Origin of the sequence: Pseudoduganella rivuli (assembly GCF_009674485.1) — a bacterium.
GTDB classification, from domain to species: Bacteria; Pseudomonadota; Gammaproteobacteria; order Burkholderiales; family Burkholderiaceae_D; genus Rugamonas; species Rugamonas rivuli_B.
The window spans coordinates 80,852-105,540 of sequence record NZ_WKJJ01000003.1 but is presented as its reverse complement, the minus strand read 5'-3'; the positions used below and the strand labels follow the sequence as shown (position 1 = coordinate 105,540).

Here is a 24,689-nt window from a genome sequence, read left to right as displayed (position 1 = left end):
CTTCCTTTCTATTTGATGAATCCGCGCTCGCGCAGCCATTGCGTCATGCGCGGGTAATGTTCCCGGGCCCAGTGCGTGGAATTGATGTACGCATTGCCCCCGTCGATATCGGTTTCCCACAAGCCGTGGGCGGCGCGGGGCAGCATCCAGACCTGGTGGTCCTTGTGTCCCGCCTTGTCCAGCGTCTCCTTGAACAGCGCGGCGCTTTTATGCACCGGCACGAAGGCATCTTTTTCGCCCAGGATGTACACCACCGGGGCTTTCAGGTTTTTCAGGTCCGGCAGCGGATCGTAGCTGTAAAAGGCCGTCGATTCCGCGCGGGGCTTGTCGCGCAGCGTATCCGGCACGATTTCCACATGGCTTGCCCAGCGCGCGTTGTCGCCGGCACGGGCCGCCGCCAGCAATTCGGCACGGTTGGCGCCGCCACTGGTCACCCAGCGCATCAGTTTTTCCTGGTACGCGGCGCCCGCCCTGACTTCGTCGTCGCTGAAACCGGACGCGCGCAGCACATTTTCAATACGGTAAACCTCTTGCTCGGCAGGCGGCACACCGGACGCTGCCTGGGCAATCACGAACGCGACCTTTTGCGAACGGCTCGCCGCCAGCGGCGCCAGCCAGCCGCCCTGGCTGTGGCCCCAGGTGCCGATGGCCTGGGCATTGATGTCGGCCCGCTTGCCCAGCAGTTCGATACCGGCCACGGCGTCGTCGGCCAACTGTTCCATCGTGGCCTTGTTGAATTCGCCGGTGGACTTGCCCACGCCCCGCTTGTCATACATCAGCGCCGCCATGCCGTGCGCGGCAAAGTAATACGCCTGCAGCGCATAGGCGCCGCGTGGCGCCGGGCTCGACATTTGCGTCAACACCACGGCGGGGAACGGCCCCTTCCCTTCCGGCAGCACCAGCGTGCCGGACAGCGTGACGTCGCCGTTCCTGAAGGTCACTTCCTCGGAGCGGAATTGCAGGCGGCGCGCGGTTTGCCGCTTGCCATCCTGTTGCCATACCATGCGGGCGACGTTGCCGGACTTGTCTTTCTCGAAGCGCATCGTGGTTTCGCGCACGGCCGGATTCAGGTTGCCCGCGCCCGCGTAATACGTGCTGTCGCTGTCGGCAAACATCGATGCGTAGCGTCCGCTGCGCATGTCGCTGTAAAACATTTGCGGAAAATCGCCCCATTCCGACAGCACGACAATGTGTTTGTCAGGGAACTGGTACGCGCCCAGCAACGGCTGGTGCCGCTGCGGGTCGTCGGACAGGGTGCGGCGGAAGGCAAACTTCCCCTCCTTGCCATTCAACGTGACTTTACCGGCCAATAAATCGCCCCGCACGCTGCCGTCAAATTGCAGCACGCCGTCCGGACCGGGCAGCGCGAAGCGCACTTTGCCCTGCTCCTGCTGCACGCCATCCAGCGGCAGGCCCTTCTTTTCAAAGGAGGGCAAGTCCACGGTGGCTTTGCCAGCCGCCGTGAAATGCGGGCGCAGGAAGTTGATGTCGGCGCCCACTTCATAGGTGCCGACCCAGTAACCGGGCAAGCCCTGCTGGACCGGAGCCGCCGGTGCGGCGCAGGCTGCGCTGGAAATAGCGATGGCGATGGTGGCGGCGGCGCCGCCCAGGATGGTTTTCATGTCTCTCCCCGTTATTGTTTAAGGGCGCTACATTGCCAGCGCGCAAGGCGCTGGGCTACATCCGTGCGACAGACTGCTAATTTGCGGCACCAGCCTGCAATTGAGACAGCACAAGGTGGGCCGTCGACAAGTTGGTTGCGCAGGCAACATTATGCACGTCGCAAGAACGCACAAGGGCATTGATGTCCGGCTCGTGCGGCTGCGGCGTCATCGGGTCGCGCAGGAAAATCACGGCGTCGATTTCGCCTTCCACCAGCAGCGAACCGATTTGCAGGTCGCCGCCCATCGGACCGGACAGCTTGCGCTCCACCGTCAGCCCCACTTCGTCGATCAGGCGGCCGCCCGTGGTGCCGGTGGCGCACAGTTTGCAGCCCAGCAGGAAATCCTTGTATTCGCGCGCCAGCGCAACCATGTCGTCTTTTTTCTTGTCGTGGGCAATCAGGGCAATGCGGGGAATCATGTCGTGGGTCCGTATTGAGGTTGATCAGAACTACTTTTTTTGCGACAGCAGGTAAATCCCAGCCAGCACCAATCCGGTACCGGCCAACTGCCAGTTGGTAACCGGTTCGCTGAGCACCAGCGCACCGAGAAACAGGGTGGAAACCGGGCCGATCATGCCGGCCTGCGACGCCGTGCCCGCACCGATGCGCTGCACTGCCATCATCGTCATAAACACCGGCATCACGGTGCAAAAAATGCCGTTCACCAGCGACAGTCCATAGACGGGCAGCGGCTGCACCAGCAACTGCGCGGGGCGCAGGATAAAAAACTGGCCAATACACGCCACGCTGGACACGCACATCGCATACGACACCAACCGCAGCGATCCCAGCCGCTGCACCATTTCCCCGGACAGCAGCAAATATGCAGCATAGGCCATGGCCGAGCCCAGCACCAGCGTGGAACCCAGCGCAACATCGGCGCCACCGCCTTTCAGGTCATGGAGGAACACCAGCACGATGCCCGCGTAGGAAATTGCCAGCGCCAGCCACTGGCGGCGGCTGATGTGATGCTTGAGGAACAGCGTTGAAATCAGCAGGACAAAAGTGGGCGTCAGGAACAGGATCAGCCGTTCCAGGCCGACGGAAATATATTGCAGCCCGAGGAAATCCAGGAAGCTGGACAGGTAATAACCGACCAGTCCCATCGCGGCAATGCGCCAGCGGTCGGCTTTCGACAGGGGGGCGTCCGTGCGCATCTTCCACACCGCGATAGCGGCAAACACGGGCAGCGAAAACAGCATGCGGAACGCGATCACGGTGACCGCATCGAGCTGGTACCGGTACATCAGCTTGGCGACGACGGCCTTGGTGGAAAACAGGATGGCCCCGCCGATGGCGATTGCCAGGCCGCCGAGATAGGCGCTGCGGGGCAATGGGGGTGTTGCACTGTTATCCATATGAAAGATTGTAAGGCCAAACCGGTTTTATTGCTGGACACACCAAGATTGCATTATAGAAATTGGTTCATTGACAAAGCACTACAGGGCAGTTAGCCTGCCAGAATTATTCATTTAGCAATCAGCATATGGCCATCATTCAATGGGCGGCGGGAGAAACCAAATCCGCCGTGTTTACGCCGGGCGATACCATCGCCATTAGTAACATCCACCTCGGTGGCTGGAAAATATTAACAATCGGCAACAGCGTAGCACTGGATGCCTATGGCGACGGCCGTCTGACCCTGAACTCGGCTGACGGCTCGCCGGTATTACTGTCGCAACTGGCAATGACCTGGCCGGATGGGGGCGCCTACCTGTATGCGGGCGACAACCATGCCGTCAAAGGCGGCGTTGGCCAGGATTTCCTGGTGGGCAGCGACCAGGACAATACGCTCGACGGGGGACCGGGCAGCGATTACCTGACGGGCAACGGCGGCAACGATACCCTGACCGATACCGCCGGCAACAACCTGCTCCTGGGCGGTGGTGGCGACGACATGCTGACCGGCGGCGCCGGCTACGATGTGCTTGAAGGCGAGGATGGCAACGACACGCTGGACAGCGGCGGCGGCAACGCCAACGCGCTGTGGGGTGGACCGGGCGACGATCGCTACATCATCCGTTCACGAAACGATTATGTCGGCGAGGAAGGGGGCAATGACAGCGGCATGATCCATGTCGATTGGTACAAGACTTCCGAATCAGTGGAACACTGGGAATGGGCGCCCGGCGTGCAAAAGCTGCCCTACTGGATCGATGCGCTGTTGTGGTCCTACTCCACCTATGTGCCAGCATTCAAGGAGCCAGGCGACACGGTCAGTTACAGCTTCGCCGAATACGCATCGGATTTTTCATCCGACCATGACAAGCTGGGATTCGCACCATTTACCACCGCGCAGCGCAACTATACGCGCAAGGCGCTGGACTACATCAGCTCGGTGATTGACGTGCAGTTCGCGGAAACGTCGAACGTGGATGACGGGCTGAATATCTTGATGGGCAATAACACTCAGGAAAACAGTGGCGGCTACGCGTCGTATCTTCAGTTCAGCGAAAACTCGCCGCTGCTGCTCGCCAATGACCCCGACGTGAAATTCCCCGGCCGGGACGACGGTGGCTACCTGTACAGCATCCTGATGCACGAACTGGGCCATTCGCTGGGCTTGAAACACCCGTTCAGCCATCCGGATGCGGGTGGCGGCACGGAACAGGGTCCTTATCTGCCGGATGCGGAAGACTACGCGGCGGTTACCCTGATGAGCTACTCGGGCATCAAGCCCATCTACAACCTGAGCTTCAGCCCGCTCGACATCGCCGCGCTGCAATACCTGTGGGGCGTGTCGCCGCAAGCCCATGCGGGCGACAGCCGCTATGTGCTGACCGCAGGCGAATCGCAAATGATCTGGGATGGCAGTGGCAACGACACCATCGATGGCGCGGGCCTGCAGCAGGACCTGACCTTGTACCTGGAACCGGGTTACTGGAGCCATGCGGGTGCGAAGGCCGCCACCATCACCGCGGCGGGCCAGTACACCGTGAACTTCGGCACGCAAATCGAAAATGCGCTGGGCGGAGCGGGCAATGACGCCATCACGGGCAATGCGCTGGCCAACCGCCTCGACGGTGGCGCCGGCAACGATACACTGGCCGGCGGCGCGGGCGATGACGTGCTCGATGGCGGCGCCGGCAATGACGTGCTGGACGGCGGCGCGGGCAATGACACGATCACGGGTGGCGATGGCGTCGATGCCGCCCTGTATGACGGCCTCGCCAGTGCCTATACCGTCAGCAATGGCGCGAACGGCTGGACCGTCAGCGGCGCGTCCGGCGCCGATACGCTGGCCGGTGTCGAACGGCTGCGCTTCACAGACGCCGTGCTTGCCCTCGACACGGGCAAGGATGGCGTGGCCGGCCAGGTCTACCGCCTTTACCAGGCCGCGTTCGACCGCAAGCCCGACACGGCCGGCGTCGGCTACTGGATCGGCCAGTCCGACCACGGCGTTTCCATGAGCAATATTGCTGAGAGTTTCTTGCGCAGCGATGAATTCGCCAAGCTGTATGGCGGAGCCAATCCCACGTCGGAGAACTACCTCACGCAGCTGTACCACAACGTGCTGCACCGCCCTTACGATCAGGCTGGATACGATTACTGGCTGGGCGTATTGAAACAGGGGACGGCGCGGGCGGACGTGCTGCTGTCGTTTGCCGCCAGCGATGAGAATGTGAATGCCCTGGCAAAAGTGATTGGCCAGGGCTTCGACTATACCTACTACAGTTAAACCCCACCGTCACGCCGGCATGGCGGCTTCCGCGTTGCGGAAACCGCCCTACGCATTTTCAGGCAACGATGTATCGGATGCGGGTGGGTTGGCCCCACCCTGGCATCAGCCGATGATCACCGCTGGCGAACCCGCCAGCACAGTGGCGTAAGTCACGTTGGCAATGGTGGCCGACGGCGCATTGCCGCCCACCAGCTTGTTGACCTGCTTGAACTGGGCCGCCACGCTGCCCGGCGTCAGGGTCACCACCGTGTACCCCTGCGCATCGCTATTCACATACTTGAGCCACGGGTTGCTGTTCAGCGCCGCCAGTTGCTGCGCCAGCGGCACCAGTTGGCCCGTGAACGCGGCATTGGTTTTCAGCCCCGCCTGCAGGGCCGCCACGGTCGCATCGAGCTGCGCTTCCGGCACGCCTTTGGAAGCCAGCACGCCGCGCAGGCGCACCTTGATTTGCTCCAGCAGGCTGTCCGCGGTCGGCGCGGCCTTGCCCAGGGTGTAGTCCAGCAGGTTGACGTCGATGCTGACCGTGCCCAGGTTCGGCACCGGCAGCGCCAGCGGGTATGACACTAGGGTCGCCAGGTCGCCCAGGCTGGCCGCCGCGTCGCGCAGGTAGACAAAGAACGAATCCGAGCTGATGCCGGCCGACACCAGGTCCACCATCACCGGCGTGCCGCCGTTGGCGGCATCGTAATCGTCGTTCACGGTACCGGCGAAGAACGAATGGATGTCGCCCGTCAGCGCCACCACGTTGCCGATGTTGTTCGATTTCAGGTGCGACATCAGCGCCTTGCGCTCGCTGTTATAGCCGTCCCACTGGTCGCAGTTGACGAGGAAGCGGCGGAAATACGGCGCCAGCGCGGCCAGCTTGCCGGATGCCGCCACGAACGGCGATTCGGCTTTCTTGGCCAGGATGTCCGGCTTGATCCAGCCAAACGCAATGATTTGCGCACCGGCCACGGCGGCGGCCTGCGCCGCGGCAGCGGCGCCGGCGGCGGCATTGGCCGTCAGTGCCGATTGCGCGGCGCCATAGGTGCCGACAGCAATCGTGGCTTGTTGCACGGACAGGCCGGCCGCCACCGCGGCGGCGCCCTGCACGGTCTGGCTCAGGCCGGCCCCGGCAATCGCTTGCGCCGCCGCCTGCGCCACGGCTGGCGAAGCGCCCGACGTCGCGCCCGACACGATGGCGGCGGCCAGCGGCACATTGCCGCCGGTCGATGCGGCCGTGGTGCCGATGGTGGTGGCCAGCGTGCCGATGGCGTTCAGCGCCAGCAAGGTCGCCACGGCGTCCACGCCGGACATGCCCATGCGCAGCAGCGACACTTCATTGCCCCACAGCTTCCACGTGGTGGTGGCCGACTTCATCTTGTCTTTCCACCAGTCGCGCTGCGTATTGCCCAGCATCGACACCGGGGTCAACGGATCGGCGCCGGCCTTGCTGGCGGCCGCCATTTTTTGCGCTTCGACTGCGTTGAACAAGTCTTGCGGCACCAGGTAGCGCGAACCGATCGAACCGATCGCCTTGCCATCGGCCGGGTTCGGCGACGATTCCGGAATCACATGGTCGGCGCGGTACAGGCGCTGATCCGTCATGACCAGCGACATCAGGCTGCCGAACTGGAAATCGCGGTAAATCTTGATGTTCTGGAACGACGCGTTGGCCGAATCGAACGACACGTCGGCCGGCATGAATTCAAACCAGGCCTGGTTCGCATTGCGGCGGCGCTGCGTGGCCTTGACGTTGCTGCCGTCGGCCGCGTTGTCACCGTCATAGGTCTGTGCATCCTGCCACGCATCGTCGGTGAATTCGTGGTCGTCCCAGATCGCGATGAAGGCATAGCGCTCGTGCACCGCTTGCAGGCGCGCATCGGTGCGGTATTTCTTGTACAGGTAGCGGTAATCGGCCAGGGTCGACGCGTATTTCGCGCCCGACGCGCCATTCTTGAACACGCCGTCCGGCAGCTTCAGCGCATCGTGGCGCGATTCCACGGCGCCGGCCTGGAACGCTTCGCCCACGGTCTCGTAAATGTAATCGCCCAGGTGGACGATGAAGTCCAGGTCTTCGTTGGCGGCGATGTGCGCCAGCGCCCCCCAGTGGTTGATGCTCCAGTCCTGGCACGTCAGGTAGGCAAAGCGCAACTGATTGACGGCAGTGCCGGCAGCCGGCGCGGTCTTGAAGCGGCCGATATTGGTACGGACATCGCCAGCGACGAACTGATAGTAATACGTGGTGTTCGGCTGCAAGCCCGACAGCTTGTGGCGGATCGTGTTGTCGAATTGCGCTTGCGCGGCAATGGTGATATCCGTCGCCATGGCGCCGGCCAGTGCGGCATTACTGCCCGGCGTATTGGCGTCCGACGTCACGCGCAGCTGGATCACCACATTGCTGTTGGTGACCGGGACCGTCGCGACCGGATCCAGCGCCGCCGGCACCACGCGCGTCCACAGCAAGATGCTGTCGGCGCGGGGATCGCCCGACGCGACGCTTTGCGGGAATTTCCAGTCTTTACCCGTTACAGGCGGATTGGCGGGCGGAACATAATCACTGCCACTGCCACTGCCGCAACCAGCCAGGCCGCCGGTGACTGCCGATGCCGTGATAAATCCGCCGAACTTGATAAATTGCCTTCTATCCATTTTTGTGCCCGCCTATCAAAAAAAGTACGATCGGAAGATATTAACTAATTCACATTTCAACTAGATAACAAATTCCATGTTTTTCGCATGACTTTGGAAGCCATACAACACATCCGCGACACATTCCCCCATCGCCGCCCCCTGCGGCAGGCGGTAAAACCGGCATGTCCTTATGCTAAAATACCGGCCTCACTGGCATACCGTCGAAGGAAGATTGAACATGGCTGGACATAGCAAATGGGCCAATATCAAGCATAAAAAGGCAGCATCGGACGCGAAACGCGGCAAAATCTGGACGCGCCTGATCAAGGAAATCACCGTTGCGGCCCGCATGGGCGGTGGCGACGTCAGCGCCAATCCGCGCCTGCGCCTGGCCATCGACAAAGCCGCTGACGCGAATATGCCGAAAGACAACGTGAACCGCGCCATCCTGCGCGGCACCGGCGGCGAAGACGGCGCCAATTACGAAGAAGTACGCTACGAAGGCTACGGTATCGGCGGCGCCGCCATCATCGTGGACTGCATGACGGACAACCGCGTGCGCACGGTGGCGGAAGTCCGCCACGCCTTCAACAAATACGGCGGCAACATGGGCACGGAAGGTTCCGTGTCGTTCATGTTCAAGCACTGCGGCCAGTTCCTGTTCGCGCCCGGCGTGAATGAAGACAAGCTGATGGAAGCAGCGCTGGAAGCGGGCGCGGAAGACGTGATCGCCGACGAAGAAGGCGGTTTCGAAGTCATTTGCGGCCCGAACGATTTCGCGGCTGTCAAAGACGCGCTGGAAGCGGCGGGCTTCAAGGCCGAAGTGGCCGAAATCATCATGAAGCCGGCCACGGAAACCACATTTACGGGTGAAGACGCGATCAAGATGCAAAAGATCCTGGACGCGCTGGAAAACCTGGACGACGTGCAGGAAGTCTATACCAACGCGGTCATCGAAGACTGACCTGCGGTTGTAACGTCGCACTGCGGCGGCCAGTCAGCCGCCTACCGGATTTCTTTAATTGTCACGAGTCCTTATGAAAATTTTGGTAGTCGGCTCCGGCGGCCGCGAACACGCGCTGGCTTGGAAATTGGCGCAATCGGAACGCGTGCAGATGGTCTACGTTGCCCCCGGCAACGGCGGCACTGCACGCGATGCGCGCCTGCAAAACATCAACATCACCGACCTGAACACCCTGGCGGCATTCGTCGAGCGCGAGCACATTGCGCTGACGGTGGTGGGTCCTGAAACCCCGCTGGCTGGCGGTATCGTCAACCTGTTCCGCGCGCGCGGCCTGAAAGTATTCGGCCCGACGCGCGAAGCGGCGCAACTGGAATCGTCCAAGGATTTTGCCAAGGCCTTCATGAAGCGCCACGGCATCCCGACCGCGGAATACGAAACCTTCTCCGACGTGGCGCAAGCCCATGCCTACATCGACGCCAAGGGCGCGCCGATCGTCATCAAGGCCGACGGCCTGGCGGCCGGCAAAGGCGTGGTGGTGGCAATGTCGCTGGAAGAAGCACACCAGGCGGTCGACCACATGCTGAGCGATAACCGTTTCGGCGACGCCGGCGCGCGCATCGTCATCGAAGAATTCCTGGCCGGCGAGGAAGCGTCGTTCATCGTCATGTGCGACGGCAAGAACATCCTGCCGCTGGCAACCTCGCAAGACCACAAGCGCCTGCAGGACAATGACCAGGGTCCGAACACGGGCGGCATGGGCGCTTACTCCCCTGCCCCGATCGTGACGCCGGCCATGCATGCGCGCGTGATGCGTGAAATCATCAACCCGACCATCGCGGGCATGCACAAGGATGGCATTCCATTCACGGGCTTCCTGTATGCGGGCCTGATGATCGATGCGGCCGGCAATCCCAAAACGCTGGAATTCAACTGCCGCATGGGCGACCCGGAAACCCAGCCGATCATGTCGCGCCTGAAAACCGACCTGGTGTCCGTGATGGAACACGCCGTCAACGGCACGCTGGACGCGGTGGAACTGGAATGGGACCGCCGTACGGCCGTGGGCGTGGTGCTGGCTGCCGCCGGCTACCCGGACGATCCGAAAAAAGGCGACGTGATTGCCGGCATTCCTGCGGAAACGCCGGAATCCGTGACGTTCCACGCCGGCACCACGGAAGCGGACGGCAAACTGCTGACCAATGGCGGCCGCGTGCTGTGCGTGGTGGGCCTGGGCGACAATGTCAAGATGGCGCAGAAAGTCGCGTATGACGCGGTCGAGAAAATCCACTTCGACGGCGTGCAATACCGCCGCGACATCGGCTGGCGCGGACTGAAGCACTAATCCCGACGCTGGGGACAATCAGGGGCGGATCATGCCGGCTATGCCGACATGATCCGCCTCTGTCATTGTGCCCCGTGCTACAATCCGTCCCTTACCCGTTTTCACCCCGCCGCGCATGACCGCTACCCCATCCCCAACCGACGTCAAGCAATACCTGATCGGCCTGCAGCAACGCATCGTCGAAGCGCTGGAAGCGCTGGACGGCAAGGCGTTCCTGCGCGACGAATGGCAGCGTCCGGAAGGTGGCGGCGGTATTTCGCGGCTGGTGGAAGAAGGCAATGTGCTGGAACGGGGTGGCTGCAATTTTTCGCACGTGACGGGCGCGGCCCTGCCGCCATCGGCAGCGGCGGCGCGGCCGGAACTGGGCGGCCGGCCATGGGAAGCCATGGGTGTTTCGCTGGTGCTGCATCCCCGTAATCCCTACGCGCCAACCGTGCACATGAACGTGCGCTTCTTTTCCACCACGACGGGCGACGGTACGCCGGTCTGGTGGTTCGGCGGCGGCATGGACCTGACGCCGTATTACGGCAACGTCGACGATGCGAAGCATTTCCACGCCACGTGCCGCGCGGCGCTGGATCCGTATGGCACGGAACTGCACCCGCGCTTCAAGCGCTGGTGCGACGAGTACTTTTACCTGAAGCACCGCAAGGAAGCGCGCGGCGTGGGCGGCATCTTCTTCGATGACTTCAACGCAGCGGGTTTCGAGCAAAGTTTTGCCATGGTGCGCAGCGTGGGCGACGCTTTCCTGGCCGCTTACCTGCCGATCCTGGAACGCCGCAAGGACACCCCATACGGTGAACGCGAACGCGACTTCCAGGCTTACCGCCGTGGCCGCTATGTCGAATTCAACCTTGTCTTCGACCGTGGCACCCTGTTCGGCCTGCAGTCCGGCGGCCGCACGGAAGCGATCCTGATGTCGATGCCACCCATCGTCAAATGGCGCTACGACTGGCATCCCGAGCCAGGCACCCCGGAAGCCGCGCTGTACACGGACTTCCTGCCGCACCGCGACTGGCTGGCATAGCGGTGCGCTGCGTTGCCCTGCTGGGCGGCACATTCGATCCGGTTCACCTGGGCCACGTTGCGCTGGCAACGCACTGGATGCAATTGCTGGGCGCTGACGAACTGCGCGTGCTGCCGGCGTTACCGTGGCAAAAAGCGTCGCTGGGCGCCACCGCCAACCAGCGGGCCGACATGGCGCAACTGGCTTTTACAGGCCAGCACTATCCGGTGGTTATCGACCGCCAGGAACTCGAACGGGGCACGCCGACGTTCACCGTCGATACCTTGCGCAACTTGCGTGCGCAGCTCGGCAATGCGGTATCGCTGGCGTTCCTGATGGGCGCCGACCAGTTGCAAAAGCTGGACACGTGGCGCGACTGGCACGCGCTGTTTGAACTGGCGCACATTTGCGCGGCAGCCCGTCCCGGCTTTGCACTGGACCAGTTGCCGCCGGCAGTACAGGATGAATTACAGGGCCGCATGGCCACCCCGGAACGGGTACGCACCACGCCGGCAGGAAGCATTTGCCTGGCGCCCGATCTGGCCGTGGACATGTCGTCCACCGGCATTCGTGCCGCATTACAACGGGGGGAGCAGCCATCCTCGCTTATCTCCCCGGTGGTGCTAGACTATATTGAACAACATAATCTTTACAAATAATAATGGATATCAAAAAACTGCAAACCCTCGTCGTCAGCGCCCTGGAAGATGTGAAAGGCCAGGACATCGCCCTGTTCGACACCACCCACCTGACCAGCCTGTTTGACCGCATTGCCATCGTCTCCGGTACCTCGAACCGCCAGACCAAGGCCCTGGCTGCGTCGGTGCGCGACAAGGTGAAAGACGCCGGCGGCGACGTGGTTGGCATGGAAGGCGAAGAGACCGGCGAATGGGTGCTGGTCGATTTGGGCGACATGATCGTCCACATCATGCAGGCGCCGATCCGCGCTTACTACCGCCTGGAAGAAATCTGGGGCGACAAGCCCGTGAAACTGGGGGCCGCCAAGCGCAAGTCGACGCAGGAAGCGCTGGATGCCGCACCGAAGAAAACCAGCAGCCACCTGGCCGCCGGCAAGAAGGAAAAAGCCGCTGAACCAGTGATTGAAAAGAAAGTCGCGGCCCGCAAGCCTGGCGTATCGAAGGTCAAGGCAGCCGACGGCGTCGTGGCCGCGAAGAAACCCGCAGCGCGCAAGACTGCCGTGAAAAAAGCCGTGGAACCGGTGATCCCGGAAGGCATGGTGGTCCCGGAAGGCAAGAAGGTCAAAGTGTCGGCCACCAAGACCTTGACCGCATCGACCAAGGCCAACCGCGAAGAAAAAGCCAAGTCCGCCGCCAAGGCCAAGGCTGCCGCCGAAGCGCCGGCCAAGACCGTCATCAAGCGTATCCGCAAGGCCGCGGCCGAGTAACGCCGTATGCAGTTGATCATTGCCGCGGTCGGCCACAAAATGCCGGCCTGGATCGAAAGCGGCTTTGCCGAGTACGTGAAGCGCATGCCCCCGGAATTGCGCATCGTGCTGAAGGAAGTCAAGCCGGTCGAGCGTTCCGGCAGCAAAACGGCGGCCACCGCCATGGCGCTGGAACGCGAGCGTATCGAAGCGGCGCTGCCGAAATCGGTGCGCATCATCGCGCTCGACGAGCGGGGCAAGGATGTCACCAGCGTCGGCTTGTCGCAGATGCTGGAAACGTGGCAACAGGATGGCCGTGACACGGCCTTCCTGATCGGCGGCGCGGACGGGCTCGATCCGGCCCTGAAAGCGCGCGCCGAAGGCATGATCCGCATTTCCAGCTTGACGCTGCCGCACGGGATGGTGCGCGTGATGCTGGCGGAACAGTTGTACCGGGCGTGGACCATTACGCAAAACCATCCTTATCACCGCGTCTAATAAGAAAACCATGAAACCGGTCGACAAGAAAATCTATCTGGCCTCGAAAAGCCCGCGCCGCCGCGAATTGCTGCGGCAAATCGGCGTGGACTTTGAATTGCTGTTGCTGCGCAATGACGGCCCCCGTGGCGCCGACGTGACCGAAGATGTCAATCCGGGCGAAAGCGCGTATGAGTACGTGGGCCGCGTGGCGCTGGAAAAAGCCGAGTGCGCGTGGAACATGCTGCAACGCCGCCACCTGGTGCCGCGCCCCGTGCTGGCGGCCGACACCACCGTCACCATCGACGGCGCCATCCTGGGCAAGCCGGCCAACACGGCGGAAGCGGTCGCCATGCTGGAAAAGCTGTCGGGCCGCACGCACCAGGTCATGACGGCCATTGCCGTGCGCCACAACAAGTTCGAAGCGCAAATCACGCAAGTGTCGGAAGTACGCTTTGGCGAACTGACGCCGGCGTCGATCCAGGCTTATTGCGCCACGGGCGAACCCTACGACAAGGCGGGCGGCTATGGCATCCAGGGGCTGGCTTCGGTGTTCATCGAGCATATCGAAGGCAGCCATTCCGGCATCATGGGCTTGCCCATCTACGAAACCGCGCGCTTGCTGCGCCAGGCGGGACTGCCCCTGCCTTAATTTCGTAACGCCATATGTGTGTGCCGTTTGGTAACACGCTTGCAATGTGTGTATGATCGTCCTTCAAGAAAAAGGCGGTCTACATAACATGAACGAAGATATTCTGATCAACATCACCCCGCAGGAGACGCGGGTCGCGCTGATCGTGCAGGGGGCCGTGCAGGAATTGCATATCGAGCGCACCCTGACGCGCGGCCTGGCAGGCAACGTCTATTCCGGCAAGGTGGTGCGCGTCCTGCCCGGCATGCAGTCCGCCTTCATCGACATCGGCCTGGAACGGGCCGCATTCCTGCACGTGGCGGACATCTGGGAAGCCCGTCCGCACGACGGCCAGAATGCCGCTCCCACCCCGATTGAAAAAATCCTGTTCGATGGCCAGGTACTGACAGTACAAGTCATTAAAGATCCAATTGGTACCAAGGGCGCCCGCCTGTCGACGCAAATCTCGATCGCGGGCCGCATGCTGGTGTACCTGCCGCAGGATAACCATATCGGCATTTCGCAAAAGATTGAAAAGGAAGCGGAGCGCGAGCAATTGCGCACGCGCCTGCAAAGCCTGCTGCCGCCGGAAGAAAAAGGCGGCTACATCGTGCGCACGCAGGCGGAGGATTCCAGCGACGCCGACCTGGCCGCCGACATCGAATACCTGCGCAAGACGTGGGCCGCCATCACGCACGGCGCCCGCACGCTGCCCGCCACCAGCCTGCTGCACCAGGATTTGAGCCTGGCCCAGCGCGTGCTGCGCGACTTCGTGCATGACGAGACGGCCAGCATCCAGGTCGACTCGCGCGAAAACTTCATCAACCTGACGGAGTTCGGCAAGACCTATACGCCGAGCGTGCTGCCGCGCCTGCACCATTACACGGGCGAGCGCCCGCTGTTCGATTTGTATGGCGTGGAAGAGGAAATCCTGCGCGCGCTGGGCCGCCGCGTGGACTTGAAATCCGGCGGCTACCTGATCGTCGACCAGACCGAAGCGATGACCACCATCGACGTCAACACGGGCGGCTTTGTCGGCGGGCGCAATTTCGCCGATACGATTTTTAAAACCAACCTGGAAGCGGCGCATGCGATCGCGCGCCAGCTGCGCTTGCGCAACCTGGGCGGCATCATCATCCTCGACTTCATCGACATGGAAAACACCGAGCACCGCAACGCGGTGCTGGCCGAGTTGAAGAAGACCCTGTCGCGCGACCGCACCAAGGTGTCGGTGTCCGGCTTCTCGGCGCTGGGCCTGGTGGAAATGACACGCAAGCGCACCCGCGAATCGCTGGCCCACATCCTGTGCGAACCCTGCCCCGCTTGCAGCGGCAAGGGCCAGGTGAAAACCTCGCGCACCATTTGCTATGAAATCCTGCGCGAACTGCTGCGCGAAGCCAAGCAGTTCAACCCCCGCGAGTTCCGCATCCTCGCGTCGCAGGAAGTGGTGGATCTGTTCCTGGAAGAAGAATCCCAGCACCTGGCGATGCTGGGGGACTTCATCGGGAAGAAGATTTCACTGCAGGTGGAGAATTCGTATCATCAGGAACAGTACGACGTCATCCTGATGTGATCCCGGTGCCATTCCTGCCACTCAGCGTGCCGCCGCCAGGCGTGCACGGCGCAGGAATTGCCACGTGGCGCCGGCCACGAACAGCACCAGCAACGTGGCATTCGCATTCTGCACCGTCGGCGATTCCGGCGTCAGGTGGCCGAATGCCGGCACCCGGGTCAGGGTTTCCGTCACCGCCGGCACCCAGTGGAACAGGTACGTGGCGCTCCAGGCCAGCATGGCTGCCGTCGCCTTGCCAAAGCGCTGCGCCAGTGCGGCGAACGCCATGGTGGCCAGCGTGATCAATGCCAGCACATGGGCCACGCCGAAGCCGCCGTGGTGGAAGATCGCCAGCGCACTGACGCTGGTGACCAGGGTCAGCGCCACATACAGCTTGCCGCTGCCAGAATCGACGCGGATCGCGCCATCGCGCAGCAGCGCACGCGCGCCGGCAACCAGAGCGCCGAGGCCGAGGACAGTGTGGAAAGCGCCAAACAGGGTAATACCGGACATGATGATCTCCTTGGGAAAAAAGTTTGCAACCGATGCGTTACTATAGGAGCGCGTCCCCCAGCCCCGCCATCGGATGAATGACCGATCCCCATGACCGATACCATCGATACGCTGACCGTTCCCCTGTCCACCGCGCTGACCTTACTGGCCCGCATGGGCGACCTCAGCATGGGCCAGCCGCTGGACCATTCCGAACAGGCCGCGGCGTGCGCCGCCTGGCTGGCGCGGGAAGCCGGCGCGGACGTCGGCGCCTGCGTGCAGACGGCGCTGCTGCGCTGGGTCGGCTGCACCGCCAATGCCGACGACATCGCGGCACTGATGGAAGACGATGTGCAGGGGCGGCGCGCGATGCTGGCGCTGCGGCCGGACCAGATGGGATTACGGCTGCCGCTGCCGGAAGCGCAGCAGGTGGGCCGGCAAGCCAGCGGCATCCATTGCGAAGTGGCGTCGCTGGTCGCCACCATGCTGGGACTGGCGCCGGAAGTGGCGCAGGCGCTCGGCAACGTGTTTGAACGGTGGGATGGCGGCGGCTATTCGCGCCTCGGCGGGGGCGATGCGATCCCGCTGGTGACGCGGGTGGCGGTGCTGGCCAGCGATATGGAAATCCTGTCGCGCGAATATGGCGCCGAATCGGGCATCGCCATGTTGCGCACCCATGCGGCGGGCGCACACGATCCCGCATTGCTGTCATTGCTGGCGCGCGGCTGGAAAGCGGGCCCGCGCGATCCCGGTATGACGGAAGCGGAGCGCCTGCCCGATGCGGCGCGCGCCGTACCGCTGGCGCTGGTGGCGGATTTGTGCGACTTGAAACTGCCATGGCTGGCCGGGCATTCGCGGGCCATGGCGGGCAGCGTCGCGATGGCGGCACAGGCACTGGATATCGAACCCGGCCCCGTGGCGCGCGCCGCGCTGCTGCAGGGCCTGGGCCGGGTCGCGATACCGCAGCGGGTATGGAATGCGGGCGGCGCGCTGACGTCGGCGCAATGGGAACAGGTGCGCCTGTACCCCTACCGCACGATGCGCTCGCTGAGTTCCATTCCCGGGCTGGCAGAAGAAGCGGAACTGGCTTCGCACGTGGGCGAGCGGCTGGACGGGTCGGGGTATTACCGTGGCGCGGCCGGCGCCACGTCGCTGGCGGCACGCATCGTGCCCGCCGCGTCCTGCTGGCTGGCGCTGCGGGCGGCGCGGCCATGGCGGGCGGCGCTCGACGCCGATGCGGCGGCTACGCGGTTGCGCGATGACGTGCAAGCCGGGCGGCTCGATGGACAGGTGGTGGCGGCCATGCTGGGACAGGCGGCGCCCATCCCGGCGCCATCGCGCGGCAATGGGCTGCTCAGTCCCCGAGAAACGGAAGTGCTGGCCGTGATTGCACGCGGCATGAGCAACAAGGAAGCAGCGCGCGTGCTGGGATTGAGTCCGTCGACGGTGCGCACGCATATGGAAAACCTGTTCCGCAAGCTGGAGGTTGGCAGCCGGGCGGCGGCGACGCTGAAGGCTGCCGCGCTGGGGTTGATTACTGGCGGGTGAATCGCGGTGCTTGCGGCGGCGGTTTTTGTTGACGCTGCCGCGATGCGGGCATGGCGGCTTCCGCCATGGCGGAAACCGCCCTACGGGGCGGGCGTCGCTGGGGGGTTTTACAGGGCTGCCGCCATGCTAAATGTGGTAATCCGTCCGCGCCTGCGGCTGCGCATCGCCGCAATTGTCCGCGCTGCACACGCGGTTGCGGCCCATCGACTTGGCCACATACAGCGCCTTGTCCGCCATTTCCATCAGCATGGCGGGCGTGTCGCCGCCACGCTCGGGCGCCAGCGCGGCCACGCCGGCGCTGATGGTCACCATGCCGTGCGGGCTGCCGCCATGGGGGTACAGCAAGTCGGCCACGGTGCGGCGCACCCGCTCCGCCACGGCCATGGCGCCCGCCAGGTCCGTGTTCGGCAACAGGATGCCGATCTCTTCGCCGCCGTAGCGCGCCGCCAGGTCGCCGGGGCGTTTCGGCGTCACCATGCGGATGGTCTTGCTGACGGCGCGCAGGCAATCGTCGCCCGCCGCGTGGCCGTACATATCGTTGTACTGCTTGAAGCAATCGACGTCGATCATGATGAAGGCCAGCGACGTCCCGGCACGGATGGCGCGGTTGAATTCATTGCCCAAGGTGACATCGAACTGGCGGCGGTTGGCCAGGCCCGTCAAGCCATCCTGCAGCGCCAGCTTTTCCAGCGTTTCATTCAGGCTGGCCAGCGCATCGCGTGCCTGCGTCAATTCCTTTTCCGCCTGCAGGCGCAATTCAATCTGGCGGATCAGGCGGCGCCCGAACAGCGCCAGCAATCCGGCCAGCACCAGCACGCCGAAGGCATGCAGCAAGGTGTCGCGCCACCACCCATCCAGCAATTCTTCGCGCGACAGCGCCGCCGAGACGAACAAGGGATAGCGCGCCAGTGCGCGGTAGCTGTTCAGCCGCAGTTCGCTATCCTGCATCGACGTAAAATAGCCGGTGCCACTATCGCCGGAGCGGACATAGGCATGGTACAGCGGGCTGTTGACGATCGATGTGCCGATCCGCTTGTCGTCATAGGGGACGCGCAGCACCAGTACGCCGGAATTGAGGATCAGGCCCACCGCTCCCTGCCGGCCGACGTCGAGGCTCTCATAAAATTCGCGGAAATACTCCAAGTCAATGGTGGCCAGCGCCACGCCGGCAAAGCTGCCATCCTTGTGGTTCAGCCGGCGCGACACCGGCAAGATCCATTTGCCGGTCGAACGGCTGACGACGGGGATGCCGATGTGCGGCCCCCGGTCCGTGTTATTAAGGTGATAGACGAAGTATTCGCGGTCCGCATTGTTCAGGCTGCGGTTCATCGTGGGACGCGAATTGACCACCCAGCGGCCCGTCGCGTCATACACGAACAAGCCCTGCAACTGCGCCACCTGGCGCACCTGCTCCTCCATCAGCGCATGCATGCGCTCCAGCGCCTGCGGCGCGGTGCCATCCGTTTCAATCCGCTCGACGATGTCGGCCAGCGCAATGTCGGCGGCCTTGATGGTGTCGTCCGCATGCTGCGCCATCGAGCGCGCCAGGTTTGCCGTCGCGCGCTCGGCCGACGCCAGCACTTCGGCACGGGCGTTCAGGCTGCGCCAGCCGTCGATCACCACCAGCGACAGGCAGACGATGGCCACGAACACGGTGGCCCAGAAAGTGACGGGAAGCCGTTTCAGCATAGTCGGTTCAGGGGAGGTTGCTGACTTATACCGCATTTCGTCATCCCCTGCCGACATTTCAAACCTTCGCCGCCAGCATCGGCTGCAAGGTTTGCCACACTTGCGCCGGCGCGATCTTTTGCATGCAGTCCTGGTGCCCCAGCGGGCACTCGCGCTGCTTGCATGGCGCGCATGCCAGCCGCAGCGAAATCGAGGCGGCCATGTCGGAAAACGGCGGCGCGTGGCCGGGATCGGTCGGTCCGTAAATCGCAATCACGGGCCGGTTCAGCGCCGACGCGATGTGCAGCAGGCCGGAGTCGTTGCTGACCACGGCGCCCGCATGGGCAATCAGCGCCACCGCTTCGCCCAGCGACGTGGCGCCCGCCAGGTTGAAGACGCCATTGGATTCACCAGTCAATTCACCCGCCGCCTGCACCACCTCGTCACAGGTTTCCCGGTCTTTCGGCGATCCCAGCAACGCCACCTGCGCGTCCGGCATGGCTGCCAGCACTTCGCGCGCCAGCTGGCCGAAATGGCCCGGCGGCCAGCGCTTGGCGGTGCCGAATTCCGCGCCCGGCGCAAACGCCACCAGCGGCCGCGCCGGATCCAGTCCCGCCTTGGCGCAGGCCGCGGCAATCTGTTCGGTGCTCGCCACCAGTTTCGGCCGCGGCACGGCGGCGCGCTGCGCAGCCGGCAACGGCGCCACGGCCGGCAGCGCCAGCGCCGCATAGAACGGCACCATGGGGCGCGGCGGTACGTCGTCGTGGTGCATCACATTGATCAGGCCATAGCGGCTCTCGCCCTTGTAGCCGACCCGGCGCGCGATCCCGGCCAGCCATGGGATCAGCGCAAACTTCAGCGTGTTGGGCAGCACATAGGCGTCGGCGTAGCCGCGCTGGCGCAATTCGCGCGCATAGCGCCAGCGCTCTTTCAATTGCAGCGCGCCATGGCGAAACGGCGTCACCATCACGTCATCGACTTCGGCCATCTGGCGCCACACGGGCGCCACCGGCGGTGGCGCCAGCACATCGATCGGGCGTTCGGGATGGGCGGCTTTCAGCAATTGCAGCAAGGGCTGCGCCATCACGGCGTCGCCGATCCAGTTCGGTGAAATCACCAGCGTGCGGGGCGTCTTCATGCCGCCACCTGCGCTTCATCGCGGGCATTCAGGCACAGGCCCATCAACAGGAACAGCATTTGTGCATAGAACATACAAGACATCACCGACCAGTAAATCACTTCCGTCAGGCCAAAACTGAAATAGCCGATCACCAGCAGCAGCCCCGCCAGCGCAGGCGCGATGACGGAAGGACTGGCCGATTCATGGGTATGCAATATGCGGAGGAAAAACATGAATGGCGCGATCATCGTGGCCAGCCACACCAGCAGGCCGGGAATCCCGCCGAACACCAGTTGCTGCAGCATGTCGTTATGAAAATGTTCCGCCTTCAGCACAAACGGCTGCAAGCGGCCCGCCTGCACCAGTTCTTTCATTTCCGCTTCCACTTCGCGGGTGCCGGCGATACGCCACGGGTGGCGCTCGATCAGCATCAGCGCCCCTTTCCACAATTCCAGCCGCACGCCCACATTGGTGAATGCCGAGCCGCCGTCAAAATACGTTTTCACTTCGCTGACACCCTGGTTGAAGCGGTCGCGCGCGCCAGTCTGGTCAATAAAGTAAGTACCCACCAACAAACCAAACACCAGCATCGCCACCCCCTGCGCCATGCGGGTGCGCAGGAAATGGCCATATTTGAGGAACAGCAGCGCGGCAAACAGCACGGCGATCCAGCCGCCCCGGGTGCCGGTCGCCACCGAACCCACCAGGCCGGCCACCGCGCCCAGCGCGGGCCACAGCACCTGGCGGCCTTTGAAATCCAACACCCCGGCCAGGCACATCATGCCCATACAAAGTTCGATATCACCGAACGTGATAGAATTGATAAGGCCACCCGGACGTTCGATCTTCAGGCCCCAGCGCTGGTAGCAAATAAACACCGCGCCCGCGACAGTGCCTGCAATCAGCCCATACCATAGCGCCTTGCGGCTGGGGCGCACCGCCAGCACCGTCACGAGCACCGTCACGCACGACAGCATGCGAAACGGCTTTTCCAGCGACCGCAAGTGCATCTCGGGATGTAACCACATTCCCAGCAAAGCGAAGCCCAGGCTCAGCAGCAGTGCTGTCAAAACCCAGCGAATCTCAGTAAGATGGCGGACCAGCGATGCTTTTCGCCAGCAGAAAATACCTGCGAGTAAAAATCCGAAACTGGTCAATCCGACGCCGAACTTGGTGGTTAAGACCAGGGCTGGTAACAGGAAGACAAAACCGAGGGTAAGGAAGGATACGGGACTGTTAACGTTGCCTTTTAGAATGTGTTTTTCTGTAAAAGTATTATTCATTAATGTTTTGTGAGCCTATGCTTGCAAGATCAATCCGGCAGTAGCGAAGTCATGCAACAAGCATCAAAAATTTCGATCATTATCACCACATATAACCGGCCCGATGCGTTGGCGGCCGTGCTCGATGCTTGCTTTTGCCAGGACGATAGCAATTTCGAAATCATTATCGCTGATGACGGCTCCACGAACAACACGCGCCAGTGCATCGAAGCCATGATGGCGCGTGCGCCCGTGCCGTTGAAACACGTGTGGCAACCGGATGAAGGCTTCCGCGCCGCGCGCGCCCGCAATCTCGGCATCATGGCCTCCAGCGGCGATTACGTGATCTTCCTCGATGGCGATTGCGTCCCCCGCCCGGATTTCGTCAGCCGCCACCGCAAGCTGGCCAGCGCAGGCCACCTGGTCACCGGCAGCCGCATCCTGCTGTCCCCCGGCTATACCTTGCGCACGCTGGCCGAACGCATCGACCTGGGCCGGCTGTCATTTGGCGACAAGCTGAAACTGCGCCTGACGGGCGACTTGAATAAATTCCTGCAAACCGTGCTGACCTTGCCCGATGTCGGGCGCGGCAGCCGGCGCTTCAGCTGGCGCCGCATCAAGAGCTGCAACCTGGGCGTGTGGCGCGCCGACCTGTTGCGGGTGAATGGTTTCGACGAAAGTTTCCAAGGCTGGGGCCACGAAGATTCCGACCTGGTGGTGCGGTTGTTCAATGCGGGGGTGATGCGCAAGGAAGGCGCCTTCGCCACCGAAGTGTACCACCTGTGGCACAAGGAAAACGAGCGCAGCTCGGAAGACAAGAACCGCAGCACGGTACTGCGGCGGGCCCAGGACAAAACCACACAAGCGCTGGTCGGCCTGAACCAGCCATCCAGCCCGGCGGCGCCGGCCGCGCCAGGTACCCCGGCTATCCCGGCGGCCTCTGCCGCGAGGATAGCGGCGAGCTGATTATTCGCCCAGCATGGCGATGCGCACCAGGTCGGCCACGTTGCCGACGCCCAGTTTGCTCATCAGGCGCGCCTTGTGCACTTCCACGGTCCGCACGCTGATGCCCAGTTCCGGGGCGATTTCCCGGTTGTGGCGTCCCAGCACCACCAGCCGCATCACTTCACGCTCACGCGGCGTCAATTCTTTCAGCAGGTTGCGGCCATCTTCGCGCTGCTGCAATTCTTCGCGCTGACGCCGTTCGCACGAAAACGCTTCTTCAATGGCAGCCACCAGCTTGACATCGTCGAACGGTTTTTCCAGGAAATCGATGGCGTTGGCCTTGAACGCGGCGCGCGCGCTGGACACGTCGCCATGCCCCGTGACGATCACGACGGGAATCCGGTTGCCAATGTCGGCCAGACGCTTCTGCACTTCCAGGCCATCCATGCCGCCCATGCGGATATCGATCAGCAGGCAGCCCGCCCATTCCGGTTGCCATGCCTGCAGCAGTGCTTCACCGCTGGAAAAAACGGCGGTGCGGTAGCCGCGCACGCCAAGCAGCAACCCCAGCGCGTCGCGCACCGACGGGTCATCGTCAACGATAAAAACAGTTAATGCCATTGCCACGCTTTTCTCCCTGTTCCCCAGGCGAATATCATTCTGCCTCAAGGGCTGGCAGTATAAATCGGAATATGCCGTAATCGGCAACTTCCGCCCACAATTCTCCGCCGTGCGCCTCGACAATGGCGCGGCTTAATACCAGTCCCAGGCCCAGGCCGCTGGACTTGGACGAGACGAACGGTTCGAACAGCCTGGACGCCAACGCGGCCGACACGCCGGCACCACTGTCTTCCACGGTAATGCGCAAGCGGCCGTCGGCCATCTGCTGTGCCGACACGGCAATGCGGCGCTCCCCGGGGGGCTGCGCGGCGACGGAATCGAGCGCATTGGCCACCAGGTTGCGCAACACCAGTTCCAGCTGGATGCGGTCGGCCAGCACCAGCGTGTCCGGCGCCGGCGCGACAGCCAGTTCCACGCCCTGTTCACGGCATTGCGCCTGAAATTGCTGTGGCACGCAAGACATCAGCGCGCCGGCCCGCACCGGTTCCAGCCGCAACGCGCCGGTGCGGAAAAAATCACGCAGGCGGCGCACGACTTCCGTGGCCCGGTGCGATTCGGCCAGCATGCGCTGGATCGCGCTTTTCAGCAACTCGCCGGTTTCACCCCGGTCCAGCAAATGTTCGCACGCCTTGCCGTAGGCGCCCAGCGCCGTGATCGGCTGGTTCAATTCATGCGCCAGCGCGGCCGCCATTTCGCCGGCGGCGGCCAGCCGCAATGTATGTTTCAACTCATCGGCGACCTGTTTGCGCTCATCGACGGCAATGCCGATGAAAAAGCCCACCAGCGCCAGCATGGCGTCCAGCATCTGCAATTCCGACACTTCCATGTCGACGGCATTGTTCCACTTGACCAAGGTCACGATCGCCAACTGCACGGCAAATACGATGGCGGCCGCACCATAGACGCCCTGGCGCGTGGCAGCCCAGATCACGGGCAGGAACACAAAATAGAAATGCTTGAATTCGGAACTGGCGATATAGCCGAACACGGCCCACAGCACCACGCAGGCCAGCGCCACATATCCCGCGCTTTCCCAGCGCCACACGGCTTCCCGCAAGCGCTCGCGGCCCTGTTCGCTGGCCAGCATCCACAGCAACGGCATCGACACCATCACCCCTTCCGCATCGCCGATGGCAAAGCGCCACACGGCCAGCGCCCACTGCCCGGCCGGGATTTGTCCCGACATCGACAACACGCAGATATAGGCCACGCTGTTGAGCAAAATGCCGGCCGCCACCACGGACAGCCACAAGGTCAGGCGGCTGCGGCTGTCGATCATGACGCGGGTGCTGAAATTGCGCCGCAAACCTTCGCCCAGCACGCCATACCCCAATGTCAGCACGCCCGCCCCCAGCACGGTAAACAGCGGGCCAGCCGCCGCCCCCCGCACCAGCACTTCCCCCGCCAGCAGGGCGATGAACCACGGCAGCGCCGCGCGGCGCCCGAAATGCAGCCAGTACACCAGTCCCAGCGCGGTATCCGGGTTCCACGGCGTGATGTTCAGGCCATACAGGGGATCGATATAGGTTGCCCAGTCCAGTAACAGGTAGAGCGCGGGAAACCAGTACAGGTGCGTACGCGACAAGGTTGGAATCATAGGTGTTTCACGTAAGCCGTTCCGCGAATTGTGCTGATACGCAATTGCTATCCATAATATTGCTGATTGTAACGCATTGTTTCCTAGCCAAATCCCCGCCAGGCCCCAGTCAAACTACCGGA

21 protein-coding genes are annotated in these 24,689 nt (G+C 63.0%); 11 read left to right on the top strand and 10 right to left on the bottom strand.

Annotated features, from left to right (window positions below; translation table 11 throughout):
• Positions 1-8: 8 nt before the first annotated feature.
• The 3 genes from GJ700_RS05395 to GJ700_RS05385 form a co-directional block, all read right to left on the bottom strand.
• On the bottom strand, positions 9-1,622 hold the full coding sequence (locus tag GJ700_RS05395; protein WP_154371650.1) for an alpha/beta hydrolase family protein: 1,614 nt from the start codon (positions 1,620-1,622) through the stop codon (positions 9-11).
• Positions 1,623-1,698: 76 nt separating this feature from the next.
• The gene (locus GJ700_RS05390) at positions 1,699-2,082 is read right to left on the bottom strand and encodes a methylglyoxal synthase (protein ID WP_154371649.1); all 384 of its coding nucleotides are present in this window, start codon (positions 2,080-2,082) and stop codon (positions 1,699-1,701) included.
• 30 nt (positions 2,083-2,112) lie between these two features.
• On the bottom strand, positions 2,113-3,021 hold the full coding sequence (locus tag GJ700_RS05385; protein WP_154371648.1) for a DMT family transporter: 909 nt from the start codon (positions 3,019-3,021) through the stop codon (positions 2,113-2,115).
• 128 nt (positions 3,022-3,149) lie between these two features.
• On the opposite strand from GJ700_RS05385, the gene GJ700_RS05380 reads away from it, so the two are divergent.
• A complete protein-coding gene (locus GJ700_RS05380) occupies positions 3,150-5,342 on the top strand; it encodes a DUF4214 domain-containing protein (protein WP_154371647.1) in 2,193 nt (730 codons plus the stop codon).
• A 105-nt stretch (positions 5,343-5,447) separates the two neighbouring features.
• On the opposite strand, the gene GJ700_RS05375 is transcribed toward GJ700_RS05380, so the two are convergent.
• The gene (locus GJ700_RS05375) at positions 5,448-7,976 is read right to left on the bottom strand and encodes an alkaline phosphatase D family protein (protein ID WP_154371646.1); all 2,529 of its coding nucleotides are present in this window, start codon (positions 7,974-7,976) and stop codon (positions 5,448-5,450) included.
• Positions 7,977-8,196: 220 nt separating this feature from the next.
• Between GJ700_RS05375 and GJ700_RS05370 the strand changes: the two genes are divergently transcribed.
• From GJ700_RS05370 to rng, 8 genes are all read left to right on the top strand, one after another.
• Entirely contained in the window at positions 8,197-8,922 is a 726-nt protein-coding gene (locus GJ700_RS05370) for a YebC/PmpR family DNA-binding transcriptional regulator (protein ID WP_154371645.1), read from the top strand.
• Positions 8,923-8,995: 73 nt separating this feature from the next.
• A complete protein-coding gene (gene purD, locus GJ700_RS05365) occupies positions 8,996-10,264 on the top strand; it encodes a phosphoribosylamine--glycine ligase (protein WP_154371644.1) in 1,269 nt (422 codons plus the stop codon).
• A 115-nt stretch (positions 10,265-10,379) separates the two neighbouring features.
• A complete protein-coding gene (gene hemF, locus GJ700_RS05360) occupies positions 10,380-11,291 on the top strand; it encodes an oxygen-dependent coproporphyrinogen oxidase (RefSeq protein WP_154371643.1) in 912 nt (303 codons plus the stop codon).
• Positions 11,288-11,929, top strand: coding sequence for a nicotinate-nucleotide adenylyltransferase (locus GJ700_RS05355; RefSeq protein ID WP_371867859.1), 642 nt, complete (start codon positions 11,288-11,290; stop codon positions 11,927-11,929). The genes hemF and GJ700_RS05355 overlap by 4 nt, the downstream gene beginning before the upstream one ends.
• Positions 11,930-11,931: 2 nt before the next feature.
• Positions 11,932-12,675 carry a ribosome silencing factor gene (gene rsfS, locus GJ700_RS05350; protein ID WP_154371641.1) on the top strand — a complete coding sequence of 248 codons (744 nt, stop codon included), beginning with the start codon at positions 11,932-11,934 and terminating at the stop codon, positions 12,673-12,675.
• 6 nt (positions 12,676-12,681) lie between these two features.
• Positions 12,682-13,152, top strand: coding sequence for a 23S rRNA (pseudouridine(1915)-N(3))-methyltransferase RlmH (gene rlmH / locus GJ700_RS05345; RefSeq protein WP_154371640.1), 471 nt, complete (start codon positions 12,682-12,684; stop codon positions 13,150-13,152).
• Positions 13,153-13,162: 10 nt separating this feature from the next.
• The gene (locus GJ700_RS05340) at positions 13,163-13,783 is read left to right on the top strand and encodes a Maf family protein (RefSeq protein WP_154371639.1); all 621 of its coding nucleotides are present in this window, start codon (positions 13,163-13,165) and stop codon (positions 13,781-13,783) included.
• Between the two features lie 88 nt (positions 13,784-13,871).
• Positions 13,872-15,335 (top strand): ribonuclease G, encoded by a 1,464-nt coding sequence (gene rng, locus GJ700_RS05335; protein ID WP_154371638.1) that lies wholly within the window; start codon positions 13,872-13,874, stop codon positions 15,333-15,335.
• 21 nt (positions 15,336-15,356) lie between these two features.
• Here the strand turns inward: rng and GJ700_RS05330 are convergent, their stop codons facing one another.
• Positions 15,357-15,827, bottom strand: a complete 471-nt coding sequence (locus GJ700_RS05330) for a hypothetical protein (protein WP_154371637.1) — start codon at positions 15,825-15,827, stop codon at positions 15,357-15,359.
• 90 nt (positions 15,828-15,917) lie between these two features.
• On the opposite strand from GJ700_RS05330, the gene GJ700_RS05325 reads away from it, so the two are divergent.
• Positions 15,918-17,354 (top strand): HD domain-containing phosphohydrolase, encoded by a 1,437-nt coding sequence (locus GJ700_RS05325; RefSeq protein WP_154371636.1) that lies wholly within the window; start codon positions 15,918-15,920, stop codon positions 17,352-17,354.
• Between the two features lie 126 nt (positions 17,355-17,480).
• On the opposite strand, the gene GJ700_RS05320 is transcribed toward GJ700_RS05325, so the two are convergent.
• From GJ700_RS05320 to GJ700_RS05310, 3 genes are read right to left on the bottom strand one after another with little or no spacing between them, the layout of a single operon-like run.
• A complete protein-coding gene (locus tag GJ700_RS05320; protein ID WP_154371635.1) occupies positions 17,481-19,043 on the bottom strand; it encodes a sensor domain-containing diguanylate cyclase in 1,563 nt (520 codons plus the stop codon).
• Positions 19,044-19,101: 58 nt separating this feature from the next.
• The gene (waaF, locus tag GJ700_RS05315) at positions 19,102-20,160 is read right to left on the bottom strand and encodes a lipopolysaccharide heptosyltransferase II (protein ID WP_154371634.1); all 1,059 of its coding nucleotides are present in this window, start codon (positions 20,158-20,160) and stop codon (positions 19,102-19,104) included.
• Positions 20,157-21,212 (bottom strand): O-antigen ligase family protein, encoded by a 1,056-nt coding sequence (locus GJ700_RS05310; protein ID WP_195763793.1) that lies wholly within the window; start codon positions 21,210-21,212, stop codon positions 20,157-20,159. Before GJ700_RS05310 ends, waaF begins: the two co-directional genes overlap by 4 nt.
• Before the next feature lie 264 nt (positions 21,213-21,476).
• On the opposite strand from GJ700_RS05310, the gene GJ700_RS05305 reads away from it, so the two are divergent.
• A complete protein-coding gene (locus GJ700_RS05305; RefSeq protein ID WP_154371632.1) occupies positions 21,477-22,370 on the top strand; it encodes a glycosyltransferase family 2 protein in 894 nt (297 codons plus the stop codon).
• Here the strand turns inward: GJ700_RS05305 and GJ700_RS05300 are convergent, their stop codons facing one another.
• Together GJ700_RS05300 and GJ700_RS05295 are read right to left on the bottom strand one after the other, a co-directional pair.
• A complete protein-coding gene (locus GJ700_RS05300) occupies positions 22,371-22,970 on the bottom strand; it encodes a response regulator transcription factor (RefSeq protein WP_154371631.1) in 600 nt (199 codons plus the stop codon).
• Positions 22,971-23,004: 34 nt separating this feature from the next.
• Positions 23,005-24,567, bottom strand: a complete 1,563-nt coding sequence (locus GJ700_RS05295; RefSeq protein ID WP_154371630.1) for a sensor histidine kinase — start codon at positions 24,565-24,567, stop codon at positions 23,005-23,007.
• Positions 24,568-24,689 lie beyond the last annotated feature (122 nt).